Source organism: Mitsuaria sp. BK037, assembly GCF_014193045.1.
Taxonomy (GTDB): Bacteria; Pseudomonadota; Gammaproteobacteria; order Burkholderiales; family Burkholderiaceae_C; genus Roseateles.
Map to the genome: position 1 here is coordinate 295,010 of NZ_JACHYS010000002.1, position 25,307 is coordinate 320,316.

The window sequence follows — 25,307 nt, forward strand, 5'->3', positions numbered from 1 at the left end:
GGGAAACGCGACAGCACGATGCAAGCGAATGCGACACCATTGACCGTGGTCCTCGTCGAGGACTCCTTCACCATCCGCCGGCAGCTGCTGCAGCGGCTCGACACGGTGCCCGGGCTGCGCGTCGTCGGCGAGGCGGCCGACGAGGCGACCGCGCTGACGCTGATCGGCTACCTGCAGCCGGACGCGGTGCTGCTGGATCTGTCGCTCGCGCAGGGCGGCTCGGGCATCGCGGTGCTCAAGGCGCTGCGCAAGCAGGGCTACCGCGGCCAGGTGCATGTGCTGTCCCACCAGACCGAGGCCTATCGCGCCGCGGTGCTGGCCGCCGGCGCCGACGGCTTCTTCGACAAGGCGGAGGAACTCGAGCTCATGCTGCGGCAGCTGACCGGACAGCCGGAGGTGCCGCCGCCTCGCCCGTTCGATGCGGCGGCCCTGCACGAGCGCCTCGACCAGATGGTGCGGCTGGCGGTGCGGGACGGCTCCGACCTCGTCGTGCATGTGCTCGCCGGCAGCGCCGAGGCGCTGCAACCGCTGGCGGCGCGCTTGATCACCGGCCTGGATGGCGGCGACCTGGTGGGCTGGCTCGGCACCTCGGACGGCGGCCGCCTCTGCATCGCCCAGATCGACGGCGAGGACGCCCCGCCGCTGGCTTCGCGTGCGGAGCTCCAGGGATCGGCGCTGCGCCTGGGCCGCGCGCAGCTGCCTGACGACGCGCTGTCGGCTGGGGGACTGGTCACGCTCGCGGAGCTGCGCGCGCTCGGCCGCCTGCCGTGAGGACGCTGCGCACCGCTTGACCGCGGTGCGACGCGGCGCCTGGCCCGGACGAGCCCCTCGATCGAGGTCGGTCGGCGGCTTGAACCTCGGCAATCGGGCGCCTATGTTGGGCGAACAGCCTGAATATCGTTCCTGGCGGCGCTTCCCTGCGCGTCCGGCACTTGAGTTGCCCCCTGCGACTGGATTACCCTTTGTCGCTGGAGGTCAACGACCGTGGACGTTCTGCAGCTGGACATCTCGGGCCGCCCGCAGGCCTGGATCTCGACCAAGGAAGCAGCGGTGCTCTATGCCAGCGACGCGATCGCGTGGACGCTGGGCGAGCCCTTCCACGTGCTGCGCGGTGGCTACCAGCGGCTGTCCGGCCTGCAATCCCGCATCGAACTGCACCCGATCGTGGCCGTGCGCGGCGCCATTCCCAGCCGCGCCTGGCGCCAGGCGCCGGCGCTGTCCAATTTCAAGCTGTTCGCGCGTGACCGGCATGTCTGCGCCTACTGCGGCCACCGCTTCCACGCCGACCTGCTGACCCGCGAGCACATCCAGCCGGTGTCGCGCAACGGGCGGGATTCGTGGATGAACTGCATCACCGCCTGCCGCGCCTGCAATGGCCGCAAGGGCAACCGCACGCCCGAGGAGGCGCGCATGGCGCTGCTCTACCTGCCTTACGTGCCCAGCCTGCACGAGGACATGATCCTGCGCGGCCGGCGCATCCTGGCCGACCAGATGGAGTTCCTGCTGGCGAGCGTGCCCAGGTCGTCGCGGCTGTACGCATCGTGACGCGGGCGGGGCGGTGATGGACGGCGATCGACGGGGTCCCGCGGTCTTCGGCCATGGGCGGTCGTGAGCGGCGGAGTGCCTTTCCCGCGCTGACGATGCTGGTGTTATGCCGCGCTTAAGAGCCTTCAAAGGCGGCACCGGTAGAGTGGACCCACGCGCCATTGCTGCGCGCGAAGCCCGAGGGCGCCGAGGTAAAGACTTGTTGCGCGGTCAACGGAATGTCACCGGTCGTCGTTGGCCGGCACATCGATTTGGAGAGACGAGATGAAGAAGCTGCTGATTGCCACCCTGGTGGCCGCCCTGGCCGCATGTTCGACGACGAACCCGGACGTGATCCAGCGCGGTGACGCGCAGCGCCTGTCGCAGGTGCAGGATGCGACGGTGCTGTCGGTGCGGCCGGTGACGGTGGACGGCTCGCAGAGCGGCGCTGGCGCGGTGACGGGCGCGGTCGTCGGCGGCGTGGCCGGCGGCAGCGTCGGCGGCAGCCGCGAGGGCGTGATCGTCGGCGTGCTTGGCGCGGTGGCCGGCGCGGCGCTCGGCAACGCGGTCGAACGCGGCGTGACCAAGGAACAGGCGGTCGAGATCCTGCTGCAGCTGCGCAACGGCGAGCGCCGCGCGATCGTCCAGGCGCAGGGCAACGAGAACTGGGTCTCCGGCGAGCCGGTGATCATCGTCACCACCGGCGGCAAGGCCCGCGTGGTGCGCGCGCCGGCGGCGACCCGCACGTACTGAGCGCGCTGAGCTCGTCGGCGATCAGGGGCCCTTGCGGCCCCTGCGTCGTTTCAGCGCCGCGATGGTCGGGGCGCGCGTCGCCGCGCCTCACTTCACCCGCTGCTTCTCCAGCTTTCTCGCCAGCGTGCGCCGGTGCATGCCCAGCCGTCGCGCGGTCTCCGAGATGTTGAAGTCCGTCGCCGCCAGCGTCTCGTGGATGTGCTCCCACTCCAGCGTCTTGATGGAGGTGGTCGCGCGCTCGGTGACCTCGACCTCGGCATCGCCCTGGGCGCGCGCGAAGGCGGCCTCGATGTCATCGGTGTTCGCCGGCTTGGCCAGGTAGTGCCGCGCGCCCAGCTTGATCGCCTCCACCGCCGTGGCGATGCTCGCGTAGCCGGTCAGCACCACGATCACCATCTCGGCATCGTGCTCGTGCAGCGTCTGCACGCACGCCAACCCGGAGCCGCCCCCGGCGAGCTTCAGGTCGACGACCGCGTACTCCGGCGCCTCCTCGGGACCACGCTCGGCCAGCAGCTTCTGCACCTGCTCCACCGTCGTCGCCCGCAGCACCTGGTAGCCGCGGCGCTCGAACGAACGCGACAGCGTGCGCGCGAAGGCGTCGTCGTCCTCGACGATCAACAGCAGGCGGTCGGTATCGGCGGCAAGGTCATCCGGCGTCATGAGCGGCATTGTCAGGCAGTCCTAGAGGCTCGAGCGCGGACAGGGGCATGCGGATCTCGACCTCCGCGCCGCCGCCCTCCTCCGCCAGCCGGTTGCGCGCCTGCAGGCGCCCGCCCAGCGAGCGCACGACGTTCAGCGCCAGGAACAGCCCCAGCCCGCCGCCCGCCCGGCCCTTGCTCGATTGATACGGTTTGCCGAAACGCTCCAGCATCTCCGGCAGGAAACCAGCGCCTCGATCGGTGACGCGCAGCACCAGCTGACCGTCCTCGACCAGCGCGCGCAGCGACACCGGCTGGCCCGGCGCGGCCTCGAGCGCGTTGTCGAGCACGTTGTCGATCATCTGCTTGAGGCCGACGTCCGACACGATGCGCACCTTCGGCAGGCCGGCGTCCGGCAGGTAGTCCAGGCCGTGGTGCGGCCGCGTCGCGCGCCAGTGCGTCACCAGGTCGTCGAGGAAGGCCTGCAGCGTCGTCACCACCGGCGCCTCGCCGCGCAGCTCGCCCGCCGACATCAGGATCCCGCTGACGATCGCCTTGCAGCGCCGCAGCTGGACCTGCATCTCCTCGATCTCCTCGCGCAGCTCGGGATCGCCGGCGAAGGGCGCCATCCGCGACCAGTCCCCGAGGATCACCGACAGCGTCGCCAGCGGCGTGCCCAATTCATGCGCGGCGCCCGAGGCCAGCAGGCCCATGCGCACGATGTGCTCTTCCTCGGCCGCGCGCTGGCGCAGGTCGGCCAGGCGCGCGTCGCGCTGGCGCAGGTTGCGCCCGATGCGCTGGATGAAGATCACCAGCAGCGAGGCGTTGATCGCGAAGCAGATCAGCAGGCCGCCGATGTAGTGCGTCGGCAGCGACAGCCCTTCCATGTCGGGCACCAGCAGCGGCAGGTGCCACTGCGTCAGCGCGACGAAGCAGCCCCCCGTCACCGCGACGGTGAACCAGATGTAGCGCGAGGGCAGCAACACCGCACCCACCGCGATCTGCAGCAGGAACAGGAAGATGAAGGGGTTGGTGACGCCGCCGCTGTAGTAGAGCTGGCCGCTCAGCACCGCGATGTCGACCAGCAGGCCGGCGAAGAGCTCGGCGTTGCGCACGCTGGGCACCCAGCGGGTGCGCAGCCAGCAGGCCAGGTTGAAGAGCACCAGCACCGCCAGCAGCGTCAGCATCTCCGGCATCGGCAGCCGGATGTGCAAGGCGTAGTGCACCGAGAGCACGGTGCCGAACTGCCCCGCCGCCGCCAGCCAGCGCAGCTGCACCAGCTGCTGCAGGTTGTTGCGGCCGGCCTGCAGCGCGCGGCCCTCGCCGGAGGATTCCTCGATGCCCAGCGCCCCGGCGGCGCCGTCCAGGTAGCGACTGTCGTCGGGGTGGTCGTCGTCCGGATCGGGACGGCTCAGCGGCATGGTCGCGGCCTCAGTCAGCGGCCGCGTCCAGGCCGAGCGCGCGGCGGCGCTCGACCCGCCACAGCCAGACGCCGATGCCGGCGGTCATCGCCGCCATCGCGAACCAGGTCAGCGCGTACTGCAGGTGATGGTTGTTGAAGCGCACCACCGTCAGCCCGCCGCTCGGCCAGCGCGTGCGGTCGTCCGCCGCGGCGGCGTCGACGAAGTACGGCGCCACGGGACCCTCGACGATCCGGCGCGCCTGGGCGATCGCCTCGACATCGCGCGAGTACCAGCGCTCCTGCGCTGGGTCGTTCTTGCGCAGCAGGCTGCCGCCGGGCTCGCTCAGCCGCAGCAGCCCGACGACGCGGTCCTCGCCCTGCGTCTCCGACGCGGTACGCGACGCGCGCGTCTTGAATTCCGGCGGCACGAAGCCGCGGTTGACCAGCACCCAGTCGCCGCGCACGGTGCGCAGCGGCGTCAGCACCCAGTAGCCGGTGCCCAGCTCGGTGCTCGCGCCGACCAGGGTCTCGCGCGAATGGTCGAAGGTGCCGTTGAGCACGACCTTGCGGTACTCGTCGCCGGCCTTCGTGATCGCGTCCCAGCGGTCGGCGCCGGGCGCGCGTTCCGGCTCGGCGGCCAGGCGCTTGTCCAGCCGCGCGATCAGGTCCTCCTTCCACGCCAGCCGCTGCAGCTGCCAGGCGCCCAGCGCGAGGAAGGCCGCAAACAAAAGGGCCGCGCCCAGCAGCAGCGCCCAGAAGGCGGTGCTGCGGCGCGGCCGCGGCGGTTCCGGATGAACGGCGGTCATCAGGGCATGTTGCGCATGTCGTGGACCGGCATCATGTTGCTGTTCAGGTGGAACATCACCCAGATCGAGCCGGCCAGCATGATCACCACGACGGCAATCGTGAAGATCAGCGACAGCATCGACCAGCCGCCCTCGACCTTCGAGTTCATGTGCAGGAAATAGACCATGTGCACGACGATCTGCACCGCCGCGAAGATCAGCAGCACGATGCCCATCGCCTGCGACGAGGCGATCGACTTGGTCATCACCAGGAAGAAGGGGATGGCCGTCAGGATCACCGACAGCAGGAAGCCGATCAGGTAGCCCTTGACGGTGGCGTGGTAGCCGACGTCGTCGTGGTCATGGTCGTGACCGCCGTGGCCCTGGTCGTGGCCGTGGCCGTGCGAATCATGCTTGTGGTTGTGGTCGGCGCTCACGGCAGCACTCCCATCAGGTAAACGAAGGTGAAGACACCGATCCAGATCACGTCCAGGAAGTGCCAGAACATCGACAGGCAGATCAGGCGGCGCTTGTTCTCCTTGGTCAGGCCGAACCTGGACACCTGGACCATCAGCGTCACCAGCCAGATGCAGCCGAAGGTGACGTGCAGGCCGTGGGTGCCCACCAGCGTGAAGAACGAGGACAGGAACGCGCTGCGCTGCGGACCCGCGCCTTCATGGATCAGGTGCGCGAACTCATAGAGCTCCACCGCCAGGAAGCACAGGCCCAGCACGCCGGTGATCGCCAGCCAGGCCAGCGTGCCGGACTTCTTGTTGCCCAGCATCTTGATCATGGCGAAGCCATAGGTGATCGACGAGAGCAGCAGGAAGCCGGTGTTGAGCGCCACCAGCGGCAGGTCGAAGAGGTCGGCGCCCGACGGGCCGGCGGCGTAGCTGCGGCCCAGGACCGCATACGTCGCGAACAGCACCGCGAAGATCAGGCAGTCGCTCATCAGGTAGATCCAGAACCCGAGGAGCGTGCCGTGCTGCGGATGGTGGTCGCCGTTGTCGTAGAACACCGGCGCGCCGGTGTTGTTCGTCATGGTCGTTGCTTGCATGTTGGATATCGCTCGCTGCGGAATCAGGCCTGGGCGGCCAGCACCTTCGTGCGGGCGTCCTCCGTGCTGGCCACTTCATCGGCGGGGATGTAGTAGTCGCGCTTGTAGTTGAAGGTGTGGACGATCGCGGCGATCACGGTCACCGCGAAGGCGACACCCGCCACCAGCCACATGTGCCAGATCAGGGCGAAACCGAACAGCGTCGACAGGCCGGCCAGGATCACGCCCGCGCCGGTGTTCTTCGGCATGTGGATCTCCTTGAAGCCGCCGACCGGGCGCTGGTGGCCGCGGGTCTTCATGTCGTGCCAGGCGTCGTGGTCGTGGACCACCGGCGTGAACGCGAAGTTGTACTGCGGCGGGGGCGACGAGGTCGACCACTCCAGCGTGCGGCCGTTCCACGGGTCGCCGTCGACGTCACGCAGCTGCTCGCGCTTGAGGAAGGACACCACCAGCTGGATCAGGAAGCAGCCGATGCCGGCGGCGATCAGCAGCGCGCCGAAGGCGGCGACCTGGAACCAGATCTGCAGCGAGGGATCGTCGAAGTGGCTCATGCGGCGCGTCACGCCCATCAGGCCCAGCACGTACAGCGGCATGAAGGCGACGAAGAAGCCGATCTGCCAGAACCAGAACGAGGCCTTGCCCCAGAACGGGTCCAGCTTGAAGCCGAAGGCCTTGGGGAACCAGTACGAGATGCCCGCCAGCAGGCCGAACAGCACGCCACCGATGATCACGTTGTGGAAGTGCGCGATCAGGAACAGCGAGTTGTGCAGCACGAAGTCGGCCGGCGGCACCGCCAGCAGCACGCCCGTCATGCCGCCGATCACGAAGGTGACCATGAAGCCCACGGTCCAGTACATCGGGACCTCGAACTTGATGCGGCCGCGGTACATCGTGAACAGCCAGTTGAAGATCTTCGCGCCCGTCGGGATCGAGATGATCATCGTCGTGATGCCGAAGAACGAGTTCACGCTGGCGCCCGAGCCCATCGTGAAGAAGTGGTGCAGCCACACGAGGTAGGACAGGATCGTGATCACGACCGTCGCGTAGACCATCGAGGCGTAGCCGAACAGCTTCTTCTGGCTGAAGGTCGACACGACCTCCGAGAAGATGCCGAAGGCCGGCAGCACCAGGATGTAGACCTCGGGGTGACCCCAGATCCAGATCAGGTTGACGTACATCATGGCGTTGCCGCCCAGGTCCGTCGTGAAGAAGTTGGTGCCGGCGTAACGGTCCAGCGACAGCAGCGCCAGGGCCGCGGTCAGGATCGGGAACGAGGCCACGATCAGGATGTTCGAGCACAGCGAGGTCCAGGTGAAGACCGGCATCTTCATCATGGTCATGCCCGGCGCCCGCATCTTGATGATGGTGGCGATCAGGTTGATGCCCGAGAGCGTCGTGCCCACCCCGGCCACCTGCAGCGACCAGATGTAGTAGTCCACCCCCACGCCCGGACTCGCGAGCAGGCCCGACAGCGGCGGATACGCCAGCCAGCCGGTGCGCGCGAACTCGCCGACGAACAGCGAGGCCATCACCAGCACCGCGCCGCCGGTGGTCATCCAGAAGCTGAAGTTGTTCAGGAACGGGAAGGCCACGTCACGCGCGCCGATCTGCAGCGGCACCACGTAGTTCATGAAGCCGGTGATCAGCGGCATCGCCACGAAGAAGATCATGATCACGCCGTGGGCGGTGAAGACCTGGTCGTAGTGATGCGGCGGGAGGAAGCCGAGCTGATCGCCGAAGGCGATCGCCTGCTGGGCGCGCATCATGAGCGCGTCGGCGAAGCCACGCAGCAGCATGACCAGGCCCAGCACGATGTACATGATGCCGATCTTCTTGTGGTCGATGCTGGTCACCCAGTCCCGCCAGAAGGGGCCCCAGAGCTTGTACTTCGTCATCATCGCGAGGACGAAGAGGCCGCCCAGGACGACCATCGCGAAGGTGCCGACCAGGATCGGCTCGTGGAGCGGAAGCGCCTCTAGGCTGAGGCGTCCGAAGATGAGCTTTTGAGCGTCAATCATCTTGGATCTCGGTAGTGCTTGCGGTCCCGGCGCGGCGATTCATCGCGGTCGCGCCGGGGGACGCCAATCAATTACGGGTGGCCGAGGCCTGCCATTGCGACGCGTACTGCCCCGCGTTGTCAGGCGTGCACAGCGCGGCCACGAAGATCCGCTTCTGCTCGTTGCTCCAGGGCTTGCTGGCCAGGCCGTCGATCGCGCCCTTGCCGCCGCCGCCCGCGGCGTCGATGGCCATCATCTGGCCCATGCACATCTTGGTGCCGTCGACGCAGCGGTTCACGACCGCGTCGAACAGGCCCGGCGCGACGCTGGCGAAGCGGCGCACCGGCTGGCGCTCGGACGGCTTCTCCAGGTCCAGGTACAGCTCCTTGGTCAGCGCGACGCCGTCGGCCTTGTTGCGCTCGACCCAGGCGGAGAACTCGTCGTTGGACAGGCCGTGGAACTTGAAGCGCATGTGCGAGAAGCCATCGCCGCTGAAGTTGGCCGAGAAGCCGTCATACACGCCGGGCTTGTTGATCACCGCGTGCAGCTGGCTCTGCATGCCGGGCATCGCGTAGATCATGCCGGCCATGGCGGGCACGTAGAACGCGTTCATCACGGTCGACGAGCTGATCTTGAAGTGGATCGGGCGGTCCACCGGCGCGGCCAGTTCGTTGACGGTGGCGATGCCCTGCTCGGGATAGATGAACAGCCACTTCCAGTCCAGCGCCACGACCTCGACGGTCAGCGGCTGCACGCCGGCGGGGACCGGACGCTGCGCGTCCAGCCGCTCCAGCGGGCGGAAGGGATCGAGCTTGTGGGTGCTGATCCAGGTCATCGCGCCCAGCGCGATGATGATCAGCAGCGGCGCGCCCCAGATGATCAGCTCCAGGCGCGTCGAGTGGTCCCACTCTGGCGAGTAGGTCGCCTGCGTGTTGGACGCCCGGTAGCGGAACGCGAAGACCAGCGTCAGGATGATCACCGGGACGATGATCAACAGCATCAGCAGCGTCGAGGCGACGATGAGCTGCGCCTGCTGGTTCGCGATGTCGCCGGACGGCTTCATCACGACCATGTTGCAGGCGGACAGGGGCAGCGCCAGGGCCAGCAGCCCGAGACGGGCGAGTGGGCGGGCGAGACTTGTTTTTGGAGAGGCTTTGAGGTACATGGGACTTCAGCAGACCAGCAGGCGTAGTTCACGCGGAGCCCCCTTTGACCACCGCACCTGGCAGTGGGTTCCCGCCGTCCGAAACCTGGGGTTTCCTCTGGAGGGAAAGCGATAAAGGGGAAAACGACACTTGTCGACCGTTGCACGCCGGGCGCAGATTTTGCCCGATTGACTCAAACCAACTATTGGACATTTTGTCCCAGGTAGGAGACGTATGAACAGCAGCACCCTTTCGACAGCCGGGCAACACCTCTCGACCGTGGGCCAGCCGCTGCCGCGAGGCAGCGGGGTCGCCACGCAGGAGGAGCAGGACGCGATCGCCCCCGGCGACATCGCCGTCGGCGTGGTGATCGGGCGCGCGTCCGAGTACTTCGATTTCTTCGTCTACGGGATCGCCTCGGTGCTGGTCTTCCCGTCCATCTTCTTCCCCCACATGGAGCGGCTGGAGGGCACGCTGTACGCCTTCGCGCTGCTGGCGCTGGCCTTCGTGGTGCGGCCGATCGGCACGCTGGTGGGGATGGACATCCAGCGGCGCTTCGGCCGCAGCGTGAAGCTGACGGTGGCGCTGTTCCTGCTGGGCATCTCCACCTGCACGATCGCGGTGCTGCCCGGCTTCAACACCTGGGGCGGTGCGGCCATCGCCCTGCTGGCCGCCTGCCGGATCGGACAAGGCCTGGCACTGGGCGGGTCCTGGGACGGCCTGCCCTCGCTGCTGGCGCTGAACGCGCCGGAAGGCCGCCGCGGCTGGTACGCGATGCTGGGGCAGCTCGGCGCGCCGATCGGCTTCCTGATCGCGGCCGCGCTCTATGCCTACCTGTGGAGCAGCCTGGATCCGATCGACTTCCTGAGCTGGGGCTGGCGCTATCCCTTCTTCGCGGCCTTCGCGATCAACGTCGTGGCGCTGTTCGCGCGGCTGCGCCTGGTGGTGACGCACGAGTACGAGAAGAACATGGAGGAGCACGAGCTCGACCCCTGCGACACCGACGAGCTCTTCGCCCAGCAGGGCACCACGCTGTTCATCGGCGCGTTCGCGGCGCTGGCCAGCTATGCGCTGTTCCACATCGTCACCGTGTTCCCGCTGTCCTGGGTGCTGCTGTACGGCGACCAGAACGTCACCCAGTTCCTGACCGTGCAGGTCATCGGGGCGCTGCTGGCGGCGGCGGCGATGCCGATCTCCGGGATGATCGCGGACCGCATCGGCCGGCGCAGCACGCTGGGCACCCTGGCCACGACGATCGGGATCTTCAGCCTGTTCACGCCCATCCTCCTGGACAGCGGCGCGATGGGCCAGAACATCTTCATCCTGGTCGGCTTCGTGCTGCTGGGCCTGTCCTACGGCCAGTCCTCGGGGGCGGTGACGTCCAACTTCCTGCCCCACTTCCGCTACACCGGCGCGGCGCTGACCTCCGACCTGGCCTGGATCATCGGCGCGGCCTTCGCCCCGCTGGTGGCGCTGGGGCTGTCGGCGAAGTTCGGCCTGTGGGCGGTGACCGCCTACCTGCTGTCGGGCGCGATCGTCACCCTGGTGGCGCTGCGCACCAACCGCATGCTCCAGATGAAGGACAAGGACTGATCCCCGGGGCCGATGAGCCCCGAACCCGTGACATGGGCTTGACAGCCCGCGACGCGAAATAACAACGGCCGGTCGACAAGACCGGCCGTTCTGCTTTCTGCCTCGAGACGGTGCCTCGTCCTGCCAGCCGCTCCCGGCTTCCGCCATTCGCCCAATAACCCCACCGAAATAGATAGCAAGCTAACTATTTAAACTCGCCGGCATGAACACCTCCAAGGACAAGCCGGCCCGCTCGCTGACGCGCACCGCGCGGGAAGCGGCGCTGATGACGGTCGGGATGATGCTGCCGGTGCTGGAGCGGGCGTACCGCGCCCGCGCCAACCTGGCGATGGCGCACGTGGGCCTGTCGCAGGCGCTGGCCTGGCCGCTGGTGATGATCGGCCGTCAGGGCGACGGCATGCGCCAGGGCGAACTGGCGACGCTGCTGGGCATCGAGGGGCCGTCGCTGACGCGCTCGGTGGACCAGTTGATTACCGGCGGCTACATCGAGCGCCACGAGGATCCCGACGACCGTCGCGCCAGGACGCTGCACCTGACGGCGCTGGGCGCGGACGCCTGCGAGCAGATCGAGGTCACGCTGCGCGACCTGCGCAATGAGCTCTACGAAGGCATCGCGGACGCCGACGTCGAGGCCGCGCTCCGCGTCTTCTCCACGCTGGCGGAGCGCGTCGGCGCGCCGACGCCGGCCGTGCCGCCGCGGCGCAAGTGAGGGTGCCCGTCGCGCCTCACAGACCATGAAATTCCCCGCTCTCTCCTTTCCCGCGATCCGGCTACCCACGCTGCGGCTGCCCACACTGCGGCTGCCTGCGATCCGGTTGCCCGCGCCGCCGAAGCTGCCGGCCGCGCTGCGGCCCCGCTTCACGCGCGCCGAATGGATCTTCTCGATCAAGGCCTTCGCCGCGGCGATGCTGGCGGTCTTCCTGGCGAGCTGGGCCGGCCAGCCGCGGCCGTTCTGGGCGCTGATGACGGCCTACATCGTGGCCCATCCGATGGCGGGCGCGGTGCGCTCCAAGGGTGTGTTCCGCGTCGCGGGCACGCTGGTCGGCGGCATGGCCGCGGTGCTGCTGGTCCCGAGCCTGGCCAATGCGCCGGAACTGCTGAGCCTGGCCCTGGCGCTGTGGGTGGCGGGCTGCCTGGTGCTGTCGCTGCGCGACCGCACGCCGCGCGCCTATGCCTTCATGCTGGCGGGCTACACCGTGGCGCTGATCGGTTTCCCGGCGGTGGACACACCGCTGACGATCTTCGACACCGCCGTCGCCCGCCTCGAGGAGATCGGCCTGGGCGTGCTGTCGGCCACGCTGGTGCACAGCCTGGTGCTGCCCAACAGCCTGGCGGGCTCGGTGCTGGGGCTGCTGGATCGCACGCTGGGCGACACCCGCGCCTGGCTGACCGACATCGCCGCGCGCCGCGATGGCGGCGCCGACCGGCGCCGTGTCGCCGGCGACATCTCGCAGCTGCGGGTGCTGTCGACCCACATCCCCTTCGACACCAGCCACCTGCGCTGGACCGCCGACGCGGTCCATGCGATGCAGGACCACGTGGCCGCGCTGACGCCGCTGCTGGCCGGCGTGGAGGATCGTCTGCGGGCGCTCGAAGCGCATGGCGGCCTGCCGGACGACGTGCGCGCGCTGCTGGACCGCCTCAGTCCCTGGCTGACGCTGCCCGCCGGTCAGGCCGAGGCGCGCTTGCCCGCGTTGCGAGCGCAGCTTGACGCGCTGACCGGCGCGGACGCGCGCGACCGCCTGGCCGGCGATCCCTGGGCGCGGCTGCTCCGCGTCGCGCTGGCGCAGCGGCTCGGCGAGCTGCTCGACGGCTGGCTGCACTGCGTCCACCTGCGCGCCGACATCGACCGCGGCCTGTCCGGCGCGCCGATGCCCGCGCGGCCCGCGTCCGCGCCGGACGGGCCCAAGCTGCACCTGGACCTGGGCATGGCGCTGTGGTCCGGCGCGGCCGCGCTGATCGCGATCCTCGTGTGCTGCGCCTTCTGGATCCTCACCGGCTGGCCGATGGGCGCGGCGGCCGCGATGATGGCCGCGATCTTCTGCTGCTTCTTCGCGTCCATGGACGATCCGGTGCCGGCCATCAACGGCTTCCTCGCCTGGACGCTCTGGTCGATGCCCTTCGGCGCGCTCTACGTGCTGGTGCTGCTGCCGCTGGTGCAGGACATGTGGACGCTGATGGCGGTGTGCGCGCCGGTCTTCCTCCTCCTGGGCGCCTTCATCGGCCGCCCGGCGACCGTCGGCGCGGCGCTGCCCTTCCTGTTCGGCGTCATGGGCACGCTGGTCATGCACGACACCGCGCAGGCGGATCTCACCAGCTACCTGAACTCGATGTCGGGCCAGCTGGCCGGCATCTTCGTCGCGGCGCGCGTCACGCGGCTGATGCGGTCGGTCGGCGCGGACTGGAGCTCCCGGCGCATCCAGCGCGCGACCTGGCGGGAGCTCGACGACCTCGCCCGCCTGCCGCGCCCGGCGGGCCGCGGGCAGGCCTACCTGCTGCGCATGGTCGACCGCATCGCGCTGCTGGCGCCGCGCGTCGCGCAGTCGGGCGGCTCGGTGCCCGGCGTGCCCACCGACGACGCGCTGCGCGACCTGCGCATCGGCGCGGACCTCGTCGCGCTGCAAAGCGTGCGCGGCCAACTGCCCGCCCTGGCGCAGCGTCCGCTGGGGCCGCTGCTGAGCGCGATCGGCGACTGGCTGCGCGCCCGCATCGACGGCCGGCCCGGCGCGCTCGACGGACTCGACGCACCGCCGGCATCGCTGCTGGAGCGCCTGGACGCCGCGCTCGCCGGATTGCTCGAGGCCTACGCCGGCGCCGGCGACCTGCCCCCCGAGGCGCATCCCGCGGCCGGCGCGCTGATGGGCCTGCGTCGCAACCTCTTCCCGGATGCGCCAGTGCCGGCGCTGCCGCCGCGCGCCGTGGACAACGACAAGGAGGACCGGCCATGACCGGCGCCGTGAATTTCTTCGGGCTCTACCTGCCGTGGCTGATGCCGCTCGCGGCGCTCGCGCTGATCGCGCTCTCCGCCGTGCGGCGGCTGCTGGCCTGGGTCGGTGCCTACCGCTGGATCTGGCATCCCGCGCTGTTCGACTTGGCGATCTACCTGCTGCTCCTCTGGGGCTTGAGCAACGCCTCGCTGCGCGTGCTGCACGGCCCCGGGTGACGACGCCCGCAGCAAGGAGCCGCAGGGCCCACCGGTCCGGACTCCGCTGAAACCGCCCTGTCGCGCATCGCCTCACCGCGGCGTGGCCTTTCCCAATCAACGATGCCGGCCTGGCCGACCCCGACGACATGAAGCCTTCCTCCTTTCCCTTGCGACGCGTGATCTCGATGGCCGTCACGCTGGCCGCCGTCGGCGGCGCGCTGTGGGCGGCCCAGCAGCTCTGGGACCGCTACGAGCTCCAGCCCTGGACCCGCGACGGCCGCGTGCGCGCCAACGTCGTGCAGATCGCGCCGGACGTCTCCGGCCTCGTCACCGCCGTGCCGGTGCAGGACAACCAGCGCGTCGCCGCTGGCGCGCTGCTGTTCGAGGTCGACCGCGCGCGGTACGAGCTCGCGCTGCGCCAGGCGCAGGCGCAGCTCGCCGCACAGAAGGTCGCGCTCGCGCAGTCGCTGCGCGAGGCCGAGCGCAACAGCGGCCTGGGCAGCCTGGTCTCGCAGGAGTCGCGCGAGCAGACGCGCAGCCGCGCCGAGCAGGCGCGCGCCGCCGTCGCGCAGGCCGAGGTCGCGGTGGACGCGGCGCGGCTCAACCTCGCGCGCGCCGAGATCCGCGCGCCCTCCTCCGGCACGATCACCAACTTCGACCTGCGCCAGGGCGCCTACGCCAGCGCCGGGCATCCGGTGCTCGCGCTGGTCGACGCGGACTCGCTCTACGTCGAGGGCTACTTCGAAGAGACCAAGCTCGCGCGCATCCACATCGGCGATGCCGTCGAGGTCAAGCCGATGGGCGCGAGCCGCGCGCTGACGGGGCGCGTGGAAAGCCTCTCGGCCGGCATCGCCGATCGCGACCGCAGCACCAGCGCGAACCTACTGCCCAGCGTCAATCCGACCTTCAACTGGGTCCGCCTACCGCAGCGCGTGCCGGTGCGGGTCAAGCTCGATCCGCTGCCGCAGGGCGAGCGGCTCGTCGCCGGGCAGACGGTCACGGTGCAGGTGCTTGGGGGAGCGAAATCGTGAGCGGTCCGATGAAGCACGCGCTGGTGATCCTGGCCGCGGCGGCGCTCGCGGCGTGCTCGACCGCGCCGAAGGGGCCGGACTATCGGGTGCCCGCGGAGGCCGTCGTCATGAAGCCCGCAGCAGCGGCGCCTTTCCTTGAGCAGCAACGCGCCGCGCTGGCCGCCGGGGCCGGCGAGGTCTCCGATCCGGGTCAGGGTCAGGACGGCGGCGGGGCGGGAGCGAAGCCCGCGCCATTCGACAACGCGCCACTGCCGCCGCACTGGTGGCGGCTCTTCCACGACCAGACGCTCGACGCGCTGGTCGAGCAGGCGCTCGCGCGCAACACCGACCTGCGACAGGCAGCGGCCAACCTCGAGCGGGTCCAGGCCCTCGAGTCCGAGGCGCGCGGCGGCGCGCGGCCCGCGATCAGCGTCAACGGCGGGCCCAGCTTCGGCCATCCGTCGGGCCTCTCGATGCTGAAGAAGGACTACGTGCCGCCAGACACCTTCCGCTACAGCGCGGGCGTCGGGCTGTCGTACCAGCTCGATCTCTTCGGCCAGATCCGGCGCGCCATCGAGTCCTCGCACGCCAGCACCGAAGCGGCCGCCGCGGCGCTGGACCTCGTGAAGGTGAACGTGGCCGCCGGCACGGCGCGCGCGTATGCCGAGGCCTGCGCGACGGGGCAGCGACTGGCGTCGGCGCGGCACTCGGTGGACCTGCAGCGCGAGGCCGTGTCGGTCACCGAGCGGCTGCAGCGCGCGGGCCGGGTCGGCGACATCGACGCGGCGCGTGCGCGCAGCCAGCTCCAGCAGCTGCAGGCGGCGTTGCCGCCGCTGCTGGCGCAGCGGCAGTCGGCGCTGTATCGGCTGGCCACGTTGACCGGCGAGCTGCCGGCCGACTTCCCGCGCGGGCTGGCCGAATGCCACCTCGCGCCGCGCGTCGCCGGCACGATCCCGGTCGGGGATGGCGCCGCGCTGCTGCGCCGGCGACCCGACATCCGCCAGGCCGAGCGGGAGCTGCATGCGGCGACGGCGCGCATCGGCGTGGCGATCGCGGACCGGTATCCGAAGATCACGCTGGGCGTGTCGGCGGGCTCGGCAGGCACGCTGGCCGGGTTCGGCAGGAGCGACACGCTGAGCTGGAGCCTCGGGCCGCTGATCTCGTGGACGATGCCGAGCAACGGCGTCGCCGATGCGCGCATCGCGCAGGCCGAGGCGGGCACGCGGCAGGCGGCGGCCAGATTCGATGGCGTCGTGTTGAATGCGTTGCGGGAGACCGAGACGGCGCTCAATCAGTACGCGCGAGAACTGGACCGGCGCGCGGCGCTGCAGGCTTCGCGCGACGAGGCGGCGACGGTGGCGGGGCAGGCGCGGCGGCTGTACCAGGGCGGCAAGGTCGGCTATCTGGAGGCGTTGGACGCGGAGCGCGCGCTGGCCGCAAGCGATGCGGCGCTGGCGGCGTCGGAGGCCGCGTTGATCGACGAGCAGGTCCAGCTGTTCCTGGCGCTGGGCGGCGGGTGGGAAGTGGAGGAGTCGACCAGCGTGCAGTAGCGGGCGGCGGCTGCACTTCGTCGGCTGCTGGCCCTCACCCCTGCCCTCTCCCGCAAGCGGGAGAGGGAGAAAGAAAAAGAGAGCAGCGCTGCGTGCGGCTGCTCTCTTCAAGGCGGGAAGGCGGACGGGCGGTGCGCCCGTCGCGGCTTCAGGGGTAGCTGATGGTCAGCTTGTACGGGGACGTGGTGCTCGAGCCGGCATACGACATCACCTTGATGTAGACCGTCTGCGCGCTCGTGCCGTTCTGGTACGTCAGCGACTCGGTGCTGCCCACCGCCTCCGAGCGCGCCAGGCCCGTGCCCGTCGACCTCACCACGTACAGGTCGTAATCGATGCTCGACGAGGTCGGCCCGGTCATGTCGACGCGCAGCCGCTGGTTCGCAGCCAGCGTGACCTTGAAGAAGTCGACGTCGCTGGCGCTGCCGATGAAGCCGGTCAGCTGGTTGCGGCTGCCGACCGCGTTGGCCGCGGAGATCGTGTTGTTGGGCTCCACCTCGTCCGCCGCGTCGACCACGTTGTTGACGTTGAAGCTCACCGGCGCGGAGGTCGTCGTGTTGCCCGCCGCGTCATAGGCCTTGGCCACCAGGCTGTGCGTGCCGTTGGTCAGCTGCGTCGAGTTGACCGCGATCGAATACGGCGCCGTGGCGTCGACCTCGCGCAGCGCGCCGTCCAGCCAGAACTCCACCTGCGTCACGCCGACGTTGTCGCTCGCCGTGGCGGAGAAGGTGATCGTGCCGCTGGTGCCGTTCACCGCCGCGGTCACCGAGGGCGGCGTGGTGTCGCCGCCGCTGACGCCCTGGTTGACCCAGATCGGCGCGGACCACAGCACCTTGCCGTCGTCCTGCGTGACCTTGGCGTAGTAGAAGTGCTTGCCGTTGGCCGGCGTGATGGTCGCCGTCGGGTTGCTGCCCAGCAGCGTGACCGTGCCGTTGCGGCCCGGCACGCCTTCCCAGATCTCGGTCGACACCACCGTGCGGCCGCTCGGGTTGTAGAAGCCGACATTGAGCGCCAGCGCGCCCGCGTTGTCGAAGCGCTCGCCCATGATCCGGCCGTTGGCGCTGAAGATCAGCTGCGACTGCTTGTCCATCGTCGCGAAGACGCGGCGCGCCTTCAGCGCGTCGACCAGCGCGGCCTTGCTCAGCGCGGTGCCGGTCGGGATCAGCACGGCGGTCCGGTTGGTGTAGGACTTGCCCCAGTTGGCGCAGTGGTTGTCCTGGTTGGTCGCCGGCGCCACGTGGAAACCTCGCTCCAGCAGCTTCTTCCACGAGCCCTCGTAGGAGCTGCGCGAGGTCTCGCTCTCGCTCGTGTTGGACGAGAAGGCCGAGGTGTTCATCACCTCCGCCATCACCATCACCTCGTCACCGTCGGCGCTGTAGGCCATGTCGGTGCCGTTGATGATGAACTGGCCGCTCGAGTCCGGATGGTTGAACTGCCCCACCAGGCCCTGCGCGCGCATCACCGAGTACAGCGTCGCGTAGTCGTTCTTGGCGATGTAGCGATCGCCGAAGAGCTCGTTCTGCGCGTTGTACTCCCACGAGAACAGCTCGTTGCTGTTGAAGATGTTCAGGTGGCCGCCGTTGCTGATGACGCCCCACTCCATGCCGTACATCGCCAGGAAGCCGGGGTTGGCCGCGGTGACATCCGCCGCGATCTGCAGGCCGCGCTGGTAGCGCGCCTTGGCCGCGGTGGCGCTGCCGCTGGTGTTGGTGCTGGACGAGCCGTCGTAGTAGTGGTTGTGGTCGGTGTTGGCGAAGATGTCCAGCCCGGCGTCCTTCGCATACGGGAAGGCGACGTCGGGGCCGTAGGCGCCGCTCTGCGCCGGCTGCGACGAGTTGCAGCTGCCGATCGCGCCGCCGCCGTCGGAGTCGTTGGTCTGGCCGTGGAAGCTGCCGTAGTAGATGGTGTAGGGCCAGGAGCCCGCGCCCACCGCCGCCGACTGCGCGCGCACGCGCTGGTCGGCCTCGCCGGTGGCGCCCATCGCCAGCGGACGCAGCGTGCCCATCGCGACCTTGGCCGGCTTGCCGACGGCGAAGTTCCAGCTCTGCTCGACCGCATGGCCGTGGCTGTCGCCCGACTGCTGCGCGGCCAGGATCTCCGCGAACTGCGCGTCCGCGCCGCTGGCCTTCAGCGCCGTGCCCGCCTTGGCGCTGAGCGCGGTCAGCGTCGCGGTGTAGACGCCATCGGCCAGGCCCGCGTCGCCGCGGCCGGCCCAGTCCAGCGTGACCGTGCGCACGTCGCCGGCATAGGACTCGACACCGCTCCAGCGCTTGACCAGCGCGCCGCCCGGGGCGCGCAGCTCGACGCGATAGGCCAGCAGCGTGCCCGCGGGCGCGCCGACGTAGTCCAGGTGGACCTTGAAGGCGCGCGCGCCGGTGGCCTCGGCGCCGGTGAAGGGCACGTCGAGGGCGGCGTCGAACTCGTGGTGGTCGGGGTACTTGGCCGCCGGATCGGCGACCTGCGCGGTCGCGCGGTCATCCGGCGCCGCGGCTTGCGGCTGCGCGGACGACTTGTCGCCGCCGTTGAGACCGCCGCCGCAGGCGGTCAGCACGACGGCCATCGCGCTCAGCGTGGTGACGCGCAGCGCGGCGCGACCGGTCAGGGCAATCAGGGCACGGACTCTCATGGGGAAGGCTCCTTGGTCTTGATCAGGCTTGCTTGCGGCGGCGGACCACGACGCCCATCGCGCCCAGGGCGGCCAGGGTCAGCGCAATCGAGGCGGGCTCCGGAACTTCCGGCACGACTTCGGGGATCAGCGAGCCGGCGAACTGGACCATGTCGTAGCGGATGGTCCCGGCGGTGCCGTAGTTGCTGCTGGTGCCGGCATACGCCTGCGTGTTGGGCGCGAACATGCTGACCAGCTGCACCGCGAAGTTGGCGTTGTCGTCGACGCCGGCGATGTCGGAGAAGTCGAAGCCCAGGCCCTTCACGAAGACGCTGTCGCGCACCATGCGGAAGGTGGTCGCCTCGACCCAGTTCTCGCCGTCGATGGTGTAGCGCAGCGCCGTCCAGGCGGACGCGGTGCCGCTGTTGCGCTGGTCGAAGGTCAGGACGATGTCCTGGAAGCCGGAGGTGTCGACCGAGAACTGCACGCCGGTCGTCCGGTCGCCGGTGCCCTGCGCCGCATAGCCCGAGCTGTTCAGCGCGGAGCTGCCCGCGGTGGTGTCGGACGAGCCCGACTGGCTGGCGAAGGTGGTGGTGACGTTGCCCACCGTGCTGAAGAACGCGCCGCCATGGTCGGTGTAGGTCGGCTTGGTGGTCGGCGTGCCGGTGCGGTCGGGATTGAAGCCCCACAGCGCGACGGTGTCGGCCTGGGCCACCCCGGCGAGCAGCAGCCCGGCGGCGAGCAGGATGGATTTCAGATGCATGGCGACCCTCGACGTCAATAGTTAAAACAAATGTTTGCGCAAACGTTTACGGCAAAACTTTGTCAGCAAATGTGAGCTTGTGCGCTTGACTTGGCGCAGCAATGGAACGGGCGGAGCGTAGGGTCGCTTGGTGACAAGCAGGTTGCGGGGAAGCCCGGAGGAGGGAATGCCGCACCCCGCATTCGAGGGGGGTGCCCGCACGGTCGCGGTGCGGGTCACGCGGCCTTGTCCGGGGCCGGTGCAGCTCGCCCCAAGGTGGGCACCGCGTAGGACGAGGCCCGCCTGACAACCCGCGCTCGTCCGACGACCGGTCGGCGCAGGGCCTCGAATACTGGGCGCATCGTCACTCCAGGACCGTCGATGACCGAGATCCGCAAAGGCCAGCAGCCGGCGGAATTGACCCGCGAGCAATTCCACGAGCGCTTCATGCGGCGGTTCATGGATCCGGCCTACCGCGTCGAGCATGAGGCCATCGCGCGACTGGAGACCATCGCCTGGCAGGCGATGAAGGATGGCCGCAAGGCGCCGATCACCCGGCGCGCCGGCAACGGTTTCCAGGATCCTGACTACGAGGCCTCGGTCGAGTGGCTCGACACCCACCAACGGCTGAAGCAGGCCCAGCAGCGCTGGGCCGATCCGGCCACTCGTTCGCGGGTGCTGCTGGTCTGCGGCAGCGACCGCAACGATGGCTCCTGCCCCGGCGAGATGTCCAAGACCTGGCGCCTGACGCAGCTCGCGAAGGAACAGCTCGGCCGCCGCGACCTCATCGTCGACGTGCTGGACCTCAGCCTGATGACGTCGGAATACGGGCGCGAGATCCATCCCTGCAAGGGCTGCGTCTCCACCGCGATGCCGCTGTGCCACTGGCCCTGCAGCTGTTATCCGAACCATGCGCTGGGCCAGTCCAGCGACTGGATGAACGAGATCTACGAGCGCTGGGTCTCCGCCCATGGGGTGATCCTCTTCACCCCCACCTATTGGTATCAGTCACCCAGCGCGCTGAAGCTGATGATCGACCGCCTGGTCTGCGCCGACGGCGGCAACCCGGACCCGACCTCCACCCACGGCAAGCGTGTCGAGGAGGCCAAGGCGATCGAGGCCCGCGGCTGGCACTACCCGAAGCACCTCGAGGGGCGGGTTTACGGCCTGGTCGTCCACGGCGACGTGGCCGGCGTCGAGGCGCAGCGCCGCAACCTGGGCGACTGGCTCGACTGGATGGGCCTGGTGGACGCCGGCGACCTGTCCCGGCTGGACCGCTACCTCGGCTACTACGCGCCCTACTACGACAGCCACGAGGCGCTGGACCGCGACGAGGCCCTGCAGCGCGAGGTCCGGCTGGTGGCCGACCTCGTCGGCGACGCGGTCAAGCAGTTGCGGGAGGGAAAGCTGCCCCGTTCCAATCGCAAGGCCGTCCGCCCGAAATGACGGCGGCTTGCCATTCCGCACGACCTCCCCTTCCACGACCTCTTGGACTCAAGGAGCACTCCGATGGCCGCTTCCCACTCGCCCTCCCGATCGACGCAGCAACTCCGGCCCGAACTGCCGGCCGACGTGCCACCCTTTCCCACCACCGATGCCGAAATCGATGCCGACGACCTCGACAGCGTCTACGGCCAGCTCGTGAAGGGCGTCGGTCATGAATACGTCAACGACCGCAACGTCGACGAGCTCGCCCGCCGCGCGGAGGAGGACGGACATCCCATCCTCGCCACCGAATTGAGGGAGTGGAAGTCGCCCTGCTGACGCCCGCGCTGCTCGGCGCCCTCCGGGGCGGCAGCCCAAAAGCAAAGGGCCCCTATTGGGGCCCTCTTCATGGCGATGGCGATGGCGATGGCGCCGCAGCGCCGGGCCAGGCCAGGTCAGCACTTGATGCCGGCATGCAGGGCCACGACGCCCCCGGTCAGGTTGTGCACGTCGACATGGCCGAAACCGACGCTCTTCATCAGCGCCTTGAGCTCGGCCTGCGGCGGGTGCATGCGGATGGACTCGGCGAGGTAGCGGTAGCTGTCCGCATCGCCGGCGATCAGCGACCCGATGCGCGGCAGCACCTTGAAGGAGTACCAGTCGTAAGGCTTGCGCAGCGGCTCAGCCACCTGCGAGAACTCCAGCACCAGCAGCCGGCCGCCGGGACGCAGCACGCGGTTCATCTCGGCCAGCGCTTTGTCCTTGTGGGTCATGTTGCGCAGGCCGAAGGCCACGCAGACCAGGTCGAAGGAGCCGTCCTTGTAGGGCAGCGCCTCGGCGTCGCAAAGGTTGGTGGGCAGCACCAGGCCCTCGTCGATCAGACGCTCGCGGCCGGTGCGCAGCATCGCCTCGTTGATGTCGGTGTGCACGACCATGCCGCGCTCGCCGACCTTCTTCGCGAACAGCCGCGCCATGTCGCCGGTGCCGCCGGCGATGTCCAGCACGCGGTCGCCCGGCTTGAGGTTGGCCACGGCCAGCGTGTAGCGCTTCCAGGCGCGGTGCAGGCCCATCGACATCAGGTCGTTCATGACGTCGTAGCGCGAAGCGACCGAGTCGAACACGCCGCGCACGCGCCGGGCCTTGGCGGTCTCGTCGACGGTCTCGAAGCCGAAATGGGTGGAGCTCATGGGGATGTCCTGCTGAATGGGGGGCGTCGGGGCGATGGCGACAAGGCGGTCGGCCGGTCGTCGACGCCGGTCAATGGCTGGCGCAAGCGCCGCCGCCATGCGAATGGCCACCGGCCGCCTTCGCCGGCATCGGCGCGTCGCGGTCCAGGCCCGCGGCGGCCAGCTTGTCTTCGTACTCGCGCATCAGGCGGTCCTGGTCGCGACCCAGCTCATAGAGATAGGCCCAGGTGAACAGGCCGCTCTCATGGCCGTCGGAGAACAGCGGCTGCAGCGCGTAATGGCCCACCTGCTGCACCGCGACGATGGACACCTCGCGCTTGCCGGTCTGCAGCGTCTCCTGGCCGGGGCCGTGGCCCTGGACCTCCGCCGACGGGCTGTACACCCGCATCAGCTCGAACGGGATGCGGAAGCGCGCGCCGTCGCTGAAAGCGAGTTCCAGCACCTTGGACTGCTGGTGCACGACGATGTCGGTGGGGAGCGGGGTGGTGGAGTCGAGGCCGGCCATGGGGAAAGCGCGGTGCGGCGCGGCGAGCGCGCGGGAGGTCAAGCCCCGCAGTGTAGCGGCCCCTTCCGGGGGAGCGGCCGCCCCTCCTCCCCGCCGGGGGAATGAAAAAAATCCCGCCGGCTTGCACCGGCGGGATTCAACGGGAGCCCCGTTCGGGCCCGAGGCACCCGGCTTACCAAACGAGGAGAGTGGCAAACCTGGTTGGCGGCTCCTTACCAGCTCAGGCCCAGCGAGTAGGTCCCGCTGGTGCCCGAGTAGTAGAGGACCCGCACGTACACGGTGATCGAGGTCGATCCGCTGTTCGTGTAGGTGAAGCTGTCGACCGCGCCGGCGGCGTTCTCGCTGGCACGGAGCTGCGAGCCGGTGCTGCTTTGCAGGTACAGGTCGAAGTCCTTGCCGCTGGCCGGCGTCAAGCTCGCGCTCAGGGTCTTGCCGGCCGGGAGCGTGATCTTGAAGTAGTCATTGGTGTCGGAGGTCGACAGGCTGCCGGTCACCGTGGCCGGGGCGCTGATCGTCTGCGGCGCGGTGCGGCTGTCGTTGGGCTCGACCTCGGCGACCGTGCCGCCGCCACCACCGCCGCCCTTGATCGCGGTGACCGCCGCGTTGGCGTCCAGCAGGCCGCTGCCGCACTGGCTGCAGGTGCCCGGGAAGGCGCGGGCGCTGCTCTTGAGCGCGGCCGTGATCTCGTCCGGCGTGGCCGTGGGCTTGGCGCTGTACATCAGCGCCGCGACGCCGGCCACGTGCGGCGTGGCCATCGAGGTGCCCTGGTAGTACGCGTAGCTGTCCGCGCCCGGCGTGCTGGTTCCGGCGTTCAGCGTCGACAGGATGCCGTTGCTGGCGCTGGAGCGCACGTCGCCGCCAGGGGCCGCCAGCGCCACGATCGAGCCGTAGTTCGAGTAGTACGCGCGGGCGCCGTAGCGGTCGGTGGCCGCCACCGCCACCACGCCGGAGCAGTTCGCCGGGTTGGAGTTGGAGGCGTTCTGGTTCTCGTTGCCCGCCGCGACGATCACGCTGGCGCCGCGCGAACGGGCGCCGTTGATGGCCGTCTGGGTCGTGGTACCGCAGGCGCCGCCGCCGCCCAGCGACAGGTTCAGCACCTTGGCCGGCGTCGCGTTGGCCGGCAGGCCGGACACGCTGCCGCCCGAGGCCCAGGTGATGCCGTCGGCGATGTCGGAGGTGTAGCCGCCGCACTTGCCCAGCACACGGACCGGCTGGACCTTGGCGTTGAAGGCGATGCCCGCCACGCCCAGCGCGTTGTTGGTCTTGGCCGCGATCGTGCCGGCCACGTGGGTGCCGTGCCAGCTCGAGGTCGAGGCTGGATCGCCGGCCTGGCACTCGTTGGCGGCGCTGTAGTCGCCGGGGTCGCTGGGGTCGTTGTCGCGGCCGTTGCCGTCCACCGAGACGGCGGTGTCCGAGATCATGTCGTAGCCCGCGACGATCTGGCCGGACAGGTCCGCATGCGGCCGGTAGCCGGTGTCGATGACCGCCACCACGACGCCGGTGCCGGTGGCCTGGTCCCAGGCGGCGGGGGCACGGATGCCGCCGACGCTGTCGAACAGGTCCCACTGCGAGTTGTAGCTCGTGTCGTTGGGCGTGAACATCGCGTACATCTTGCGGTCGGGCTCGACGTACTCGACGTTGGCGTCCTGCGCCTTGATGCGCTCGCCGAGTTCACGCAGCTGCTCGATGCTCATCCGGCGGTCCAGCCGGAACACGTGGGCGCCGGTGCCCATCTGACGCACCAGCGACAGCCGGGTGCCCAGCGGCGCGGCCAGCTGCTGCAGGCGCTCGGTGCGGGCGCCGATGGCGTCGCTGGCCAGCGGCTGCGCCTGGACGGCGGCGCCCAGGCGCCCTTGCACGACGGTGCTGCCGTCCTTGTATTTCACGATCAGCCGGTCGGTCTGGCTGCTCAGTTCCCGCGGGGCCTTGTCCACATCCACCGACGACACGCCCGCCTGGGCCGCGCCCATCGTGACGAGACCCAGAGCCAGCGCGCAGCTGAGCTTGTTCAATCGCAACATGCTTGTCATCTCCAGAGTTTTCCAACGACGCCAGGTTCCCCGACGTCCGCCAAGCCCGACGCCCTGGCGCGTTGGCACCTCTGGCGGGGCACGCCGATCGGCCCAATCCGAGCGGTGTGCGGCGCAGTGTAGGAAGCTGATCGGGCGACAACCGCCCCCCCTGCAACAGTTAACAGGAAGGAATACCCCTATAACCGTTTTGTGTCGAAATGCTCACTTTGATCCG

General features: G+C 69.6%; 23 protein-coding genes. 11 read left to right on the forward strand and 12 right to left on the reverse strand.

From position 1 onward, the window contains the following. Positions 1-18 precede the first annotated feature (18 nt). The 3 genes from FHT37_RS13425 (at position 19) to FHT37_RS13435 (ending at position 2,277) form a co-directional block, all read left to right on the forward strand. Positions 19-771: a response regulator transcription factor gene (locus FHT37_RS13425; RefSeq protein WP_221211091.1), complete on the forward strand. Its 753-nt coding sequence runs from the start codon at positions 19-21 to the stop codon at positions 769-771. 213 nt (positions 772-984) lie between these two features. Further along, a complete protein-coding gene (locus FHT37_RS13430; RefSeq protein ID WP_091726197.1) occupies positions 985-1,545 on the forward strand; it encodes an HNH endonuclease in 561 nt (186 codons plus the stop codon). 264 nt (positions 1,546-1,809) lie between these two features. After that, positions 1,810-2,277 (forward strand): glycine zipper 2TM domain-containing protein, encoded by a 468-nt coding sequence (locus tag FHT37_RS13435; protein WP_091726202.1) that lies wholly within the window; start codon positions 1,810-1,812, stop codon positions 2,275-2,277. Positions 2,278-2,364: 87 nt separating this feature from the next. Here FHT37_RS13435 and FHT37_RS13440 read toward each other — a convergent pair whose 3' ends face one another. The 7 genes from FHT37_RS13440 to cyoA all read right to left on the reverse strand — a co-directional run bounded on the left by FHT37_RS13440 (position 2,365) and on the right by cyoA (position 9,321). Beyond that, positions 2,365-2,937, reverse strand: coding sequence for a response regulator transcription factor (locus FHT37_RS13440; protein ID WP_091731416.1), 573 nt, complete (start codon positions 2,935-2,937; stop codon positions 2,365-2,367). Beyond that, positions 2,924-4,336, reverse strand: coding sequence for an ATP-binding protein (locus tag FHT37_RS13445; RefSeq protein WP_091726205.1), 1,413 nt, complete (start codon positions 4,334-4,336; stop codon positions 2,924-2,926). The genes FHT37_RS13440 and FHT37_RS13445 overlap by 14 nt, the downstream gene beginning before the upstream one ends. 10 nt (positions 4,337-4,346) lie before the next feature. Then, positions 4,347-5,123, reverse strand: coding sequence for an SURF1 family protein (locus FHT37_RS13450; protein ID WP_183482014.1), 777 nt, complete (start codon positions 5,121-5,123; stop codon positions 4,347-4,349). Beyond that, positions 5,123-5,539 (reverse strand): cytochrome o ubiquinol oxidase subunit IV, encoded by a 417-nt coding sequence (cyoD, locus tag FHT37_RS13455; protein ID WP_147241100.1) that lies wholly within the window; start codon positions 5,537-5,539, stop codon positions 5,123-5,125. The genes FHT37_RS13450 and cyoD overlap by 1 nt, the downstream gene beginning before the upstream one ends. Beyond that, on the reverse strand, positions 5,536-6,144 hold the full coding sequence (cyoC, locus tag FHT37_RS13460) for a cytochrome o ubiquinol oxidase subunit III (protein WP_147241099.1): 609 nt from the start codon (positions 6,142-6,144) through the stop codon (positions 5,536-5,538). The genes cyoD and cyoC overlap by 4 nt, the downstream gene beginning before the upstream one ends. Before the next feature lie 38 nt (positions 6,145-6,182). Beyond that, positions 6,183-8,177, reverse strand: coding sequence for a cytochrome o ubiquinol oxidase subunit I (gene cyoB, locus FHT37_RS13465; protein ID WP_091726221.1), 1,995 nt, complete (start codon positions 8,175-8,177; stop codon positions 6,183-6,185). A 67-nt stretch (positions 8,178-8,244) separates the two neighbouring features. Further along, on the reverse strand, positions 8,245-9,321 hold the full coding sequence (cyoA, locus tag FHT37_RS13470) for a ubiquinol oxidase subunit II (protein ID WP_183482017.1): 1,077 nt from the start codon (positions 9,319-9,321) through the stop codon (positions 8,245-8,247). 214 nt (positions 9,322-9,535) lie between these two features. Here cyoA and FHT37_RS13475 point away from each other — a divergent pair, with 214 nt between their 5' ends. From FHT37_RS13475 to FHT37_RS13500, 6 genes are all read left to right on the forward strand, one after another. Further along, on the forward strand, positions 9,536-10,894 hold the full coding sequence (locus FHT37_RS13475; protein WP_091726230.1) for an MFS transporter: 1,359 nt from the start codon (positions 9,536-9,538) through the stop codon (positions 10,892-10,894). A gap of 202 nt (positions 10,895-11,096) precedes the next feature. Then, complete coding sequence (locus FHT37_RS13480) at positions 11,097-11,603, forward strand: MarR family winged helix-turn-helix transcriptional regulator (RefSeq protein ID WP_255488841.1); 507 nt, start codon at positions 11,097-11,099, stop codon at positions 11,601-11,603. A gap of 25 nt (positions 11,604-11,628) precedes the next feature. Continuing rightward, positions 11,629-13,842, forward strand: coding sequence for an FUSC family protein (locus tag FHT37_RS13485; RefSeq protein ID WP_183482020.1), 2,214 nt, complete (start codon positions 11,629-11,631; stop codon positions 13,840-13,842). Continuing rightward, a complete protein-coding gene (locus FHT37_RS13490; protein WP_183482023.1) occupies positions 13,839-14,057 on the forward strand; it encodes a DUF1656 domain-containing protein in 219 nt (72 codons plus the stop codon). Before FHT37_RS13485 ends, FHT37_RS13490 begins: the two co-directional genes overlap by 4 nt. A 128-nt stretch (positions 14,058-14,185) precedes the next feature. Further along, complete coding sequence (locus tag FHT37_RS13495) at positions 14,186-15,070, forward strand: HlyD family secretion protein (RefSeq protein ID WP_091726242.1); 885 nt, start codon at positions 14,186-14,188, stop codon at positions 15,068-15,070. An 8-nt stretch (positions 15,071-15,078) separates the two neighbouring features. After that, entirely contained in the window at positions 15,079-16,599 is a 1,521-nt protein-coding gene (locus FHT37_RS13500; protein ID WP_183482986.1) for a TolC family protein, read from the forward strand. A gap of 148 nt (positions 16,600-16,747) precedes the next feature. On the opposite strand, the gene FHT37_RS13505 is transcribed toward FHT37_RS13500, so the two are convergent. Both FHT37_RS13505 and FHT37_RS13510 read right to left on the reverse strand, forming a co-directional pair. Beyond that, positions 16,748-19,222, reverse strand: a complete 2,475-nt coding sequence (locus FHT37_RS13505; protein ID WP_183482026.1) for a CehA/McbA family metallohydrolase — start codon at positions 19,220-19,222, stop codon at positions 16,748-16,750. Between the two features lie 22 nt (positions 19,223-19,244). Then, entirely contained in the window at positions 19,245-19,964 is a 720-nt protein-coding gene (locus FHT37_RS13510) for a PEP-CTERM sorting domain-containing protein (protein ID WP_183482029.1), read from the reverse strand. Between the two features lie 360 nt (positions 19,965-20,324). On the opposite strand from FHT37_RS13510, the gene FHT37_RS13515 reads away from it, so the two are divergent. Both FHT37_RS13515 and FHT37_RS13520 read left to right on the forward strand, forming a co-directional pair. Beyond that, positions 20,325-21,389: a flavodoxin family protein gene (locus tag FHT37_RS13515; RefSeq protein ID WP_091726253.1), complete on the forward strand. Its 1,065-nt coding sequence runs from the start codon at positions 20,325-20,327 to the stop codon at positions 21,387-21,389. A gap of 63 nt (positions 21,390-21,452) precedes the next feature. Beyond that, positions 21,453-21,707, forward strand: a complete 255-nt coding sequence (locus FHT37_RS13520) for a hypothetical protein (protein WP_091726258.1) — start codon at positions 21,453-21,455, stop codon at positions 21,705-21,707. Between the two features lie 116 nt (positions 21,708-21,823). Here the strand turns inward: FHT37_RS13520 and ubiE are convergent, their stop codons facing one another. The 3 genes from ubiE to FHT37_RS13535 all read right to left on the reverse strand — a co-directional run bounded on the left by ubiE (position 21,824) and on the right by FHT37_RS13535 (position 25,081). Continuing rightward, positions 21,824-22,555 carry a bifunctional demethylmenaquinone methyltransferase/2-methoxy-6-polyprenyl-1,4-benzoquinol methylase UbiE gene (gene ubiE, locus FHT37_RS13525; RefSeq protein ID WP_183482032.1) on the reverse strand — a complete coding sequence of 244 codons (732 nt, stop codon included), beginning with the start codon at positions 22,553-22,555 and terminating at the stop codon, positions 21,824-21,826. A gap of 70 nt (positions 22,556-22,625) precedes the next feature. After that, positions 22,626-23,060, reverse strand: coding sequence for a gamma-butyrobetaine hydroxylase-like domain-containing protein (locus FHT37_RS13530; RefSeq protein ID WP_091726263.1), 435 nt, complete (start codon positions 23,058-23,060; stop codon positions 22,626-22,628). A 212-nt stretch (positions 23,061-23,272) separates the two neighbouring features. Continuing rightward, entirely contained in the window at positions 23,273-25,081 is a 1,809-nt protein-coding gene (locus tag FHT37_RS13535) for a S8 family peptidase (protein ID WP_183482034.1), read from the reverse strand. Between the last annotated feature and the right edge of the window lie 226 nt (positions 25,082-25,307).

What these genes read in the sequence shown, in the direction of transcription:
- FHT37_RS13440 (WP_091731416.1), bottom strand. Translation starts at nt 2,937, where the DNA reads ATGACGCCGGATGACCTTGCCGCCGATACCGACCGCCTGCTGTTGATC.
- FHT37_RS13485 (WP_183482020.1), top strand. Translation starts at nt 11,629, where the DNA reads ATGAAATTCCCCGCTCTCTCCTTTCCCGCGATCCGGCTACCCACGCTG.
- cyoB (WP_091726221.1), bottom strand. Translation starts at nt 8,177, where the DNA reads ATGATTGACGCTCAAAAGCTCATCTTCGGACGCCTCAGCCTAGAGGCG.
- FHT37_RS13500 (WP_183482986.1), top strand. Translation starts at nt 15,079, where the DNA reads ATGAAGCACGCGCTGGTGATCCTGGCCGCGGCGGCGCTCGCGGCGTGC.
- FHT37_RS13495 (WP_091726242.1), top strand. Translation starts at nt 14,186, where the DNA reads ATGAAGCCTTCCTCCTTTCCCTTGCGACGCGTGATCTCGATGGCCGTC.
- FHT37_RS13520 (WP_091726258.1), top strand. Translation starts at nt 21,453, where the DNA reads ATGGCCGCTTCCCACTCGCCCTCCCGATCGACGCAGCAACTCCGGCCC.
- cyoA (WP_183482017.1), bottom strand. Translation starts at nt 9,321, where the DNA reads ATGTACCTCAAAGCCTCTCCAAAAACAAGTCTCGCCCGCCCACTCGCC.
- FHT37_RS13505 (WP_183482026.1), bottom strand. Translation starts at nt 19,222, where the DNA reads ATGAGAGTCCGTGCCCTGATTGCCCTGACCGGTCGCGCCGCGCTGCGC.
- FHT37_RS13425 (WP_221211091.1), top strand. Translation starts at nt 19, where the DNA reads ATGCAAGCGAATGCGACACCATTGACCGTGGTCCTCGTCGAGGACTCC.
- FHT37_RS13475 (WP_091726230.1), top strand. Translation starts at nt 9,536, where the DNA reads ATGAACAGCAGCACCCTTTCGACAGCCGGGCAACACCTCTCGACCGTG.
- cyoC (WP_147241099.1), bottom strand. Translation starts at nt 6,144, where the DNA reads ATGACGAACAACACCGGCGCGCCGGTGTTCTACGACAACGGCGACCAC.
- FHT37_RS13490 (WP_183482023.1), top strand. Translation starts at nt 13,839, where the DNA reads ATGACCGGCGCCGTGAATTTCTTCGGGCTCTACCTGCCGTGGCTGATG.
- FHT37_RS13535 (WP_183482034.1), bottom strand. Translation starts at nt 25,081, where the DNA reads ATGTTGCGATTGAACAAGCTCAGCTGCGCGCTGGCTCTGGGTCTCGTC.
- FHT37_RS13445 (WP_091726205.1), bottom strand. Translation starts at nt 4,336, where the DNA reads ATGCCGCTGAGCCGTCCCGATCCGGACGACGACCACCCCGACGACAGT.
- FHT37_RS13530 (WP_091726263.1), bottom strand. Translation starts at nt 23,060, where the DNA reads ATGGCCGGCCTCGACTCCACCACCCCGCTCCCCACCGACATCGTCGTG.
- FHT37_RS13515 (WP_091726253.1), top strand. Translation starts at nt 20,325, where the DNA reads ATGACCGAGATCCGCAAAGGCCAGCAGCCGGCGGAATTGACCCGCGAG.
- ubiE (WP_183482032.1), bottom strand. Translation starts at nt 22,555, where the DNA reads ATGAGCTCCACCCATTTCGGCTTCGAGACCGTCGACGAGACCGCCAAG.
- FHT37_RS13480 (WP_255488841.1), top strand. Translation starts at nt 11,097, where the DNA reads ATGAACACCTCCAAGGACAAGCCGGCCCGCTCGCTGACGCGCACCGCG.
- FHT37_RS13435 (WP_091726202.1), top strand. Translation starts at nt 1,810, where the DNA reads ATGAAGAAGCTGCTGATTGCCACCCTGGTGGCCGCCCTGGCCGCATGT.
- FHT37_RS13450 (WP_183482014.1), bottom strand. Translation starts at nt 5,123, where the DNA reads ATGACCGCCGTTCATCCGGAACCGCCGCGGCCGCGCCGCAGCACCGCC.
- FHT37_RS13510 (WP_183482029.1), bottom strand. Translation starts at nt 19,964, where the DNA reads ATGCATCTGAAATCCATCCTGCTCGCCGCCGGGCTGCTGCTCGCCGGG.